The sequence below is a fragment of the Chryseobacterium sp. MHB01 genome (genome assembly GCF_034651565.1).
Lineage (GTDB): Bacteria > Bacteroidota > Bacteroidia > Flavobacteriales > Weeksellaceae > Chryseobacterium > Chryseobacterium nepalense.
Map to the genome: position 1 here is coordinate 1 of NZ_JAYEDA010000044.1, position 1,238 is coordinate 1,238.

2 protein-coding genes are annotated in these 1,238 nt (G+C 33.0%); both read left to right on the top strand.

The annotated features are described in order from the left end of the window. Positions 1-942 (top strand): RHS repeat-associated core domain-containing protein (locus tag U9K52_RS21170; RefSeq protein ID WP_322928020.1); only part of this gene is annotated, 942 nt, incomplete at its 5' end. A gap of 1 nt (position 943) precedes the next feature. After that, complete coding sequence (locus U9K52_RS21175; protein WP_322928021.1) at positions 944-1,216, top strand: hypothetical protein; 273 nt, start codon at positions 944-946, stop codon at positions 1,214-1,216. The last annotated feature ends 22 nt before the right edge of the window (positions 1,217-1,238 follow it).

Sequence of the window (1,238 nt, forward strand, 5' to 3'; positions counted from 1 at the left end):
TATCCTTTCGGATTGAAGCATCAGGGGTATAATGACGGTTCATTGCTGAATGATTTTGGAACAAACTACAACTATAAGTACAACGGAAAGGAGCTTCAGGAAACGGGAATGTATGATTATGGAGCAAGGTTTTATATGCCGGATATTGGTAGATGGGGTGTTGTAGATCCGTTGGCGGAGAATATGTCAAGATGGTCGCCTTATAACTATGCATTTAATAATCCTATAAAATACATAGATATAGATGGATTAGCTCCAGGAGGGCCAGGAGATGGAACAGATGGGAAGACTATAAGAACTCAAGACATAGAGGAAGTTGTAATTTATGCACAGAGAAAAACTCGAAGTCTTTGGAATTGGGCTTGGAATGGAATAAAACGTGCTTTTACAAGTCAGTATAGTCCTAAAACCAATGCAGATAAGTATGGAGGATTGAATTCTTATCGTCAATGGCAAGGTAGTCCTTTTTATAATGAAGGAGAGACAAAAATGGATAGGATGTTCCGATTAATGGGGAATAGTAAGCGAGAGGAAATGTTAGAGTTTGGCGGAGGCGGATATAATATGTTTGGAGGCTATGGAAAAGTATTAAGTACAGAAGCTAAAGTTTTAAATGAAGCTCAAACTATTCTTAAAGAAGAGAAAGCGCTTAAGAAAATTTTTGAATTAGGAACTGGTCAAGAAGTTAAAATAGGTGGAAGAACAATTGTTGTTGAACCAGAAGCTCCAATGTCAGGTCTTACACTTTTTGAAGAAGATGCATTTGTCCTTGGTAAAGACGCCTTTAGCTCTCCGTTAGAATTAAGAAAAACTATATTGCATGAATTGTATAGATTAAATACGAGTAATTTGAAAGGGCAAAATGTTACCCAAGGAGCTGTAAGTGGTGAAACTAAAGCCGCTTTTGACTTTGCTGAAAAAAATGCACAAAAATTAAAATAATATGGGAGTTTTTATAATTAAAAGAGCTTTTACCTTAAACTATAAGAAAAAATTAGTTATAGCAGGAATAATACAAAATGTTGATGGAAAAAGTATTAATGAATTAAATAATTTAGTGGTAAATAATGTAAATCTTCCTATACAAGAACTTAATGAGTCGCTTATAGAAGGTAAAACTTATCAAGCTTTTACCTTTGATTTAGAAACAATAAGTGAAGATTTATTAAAAAATATTATTGAATTTAAAGAAGGACAAGAAATTAAAATAATCTAACTGATAGATTAAATAAAAAATA

What these genes read in the sequence shown, in the direction of transcription:
- U9K52_RS21175 (WP_322928021.1), top strand. Translation starts at nt 944, where the DNA reads ATGGGAGTTTTTATAATTAAAAGAGCTTTTACCTTAAACTATAAGAAA.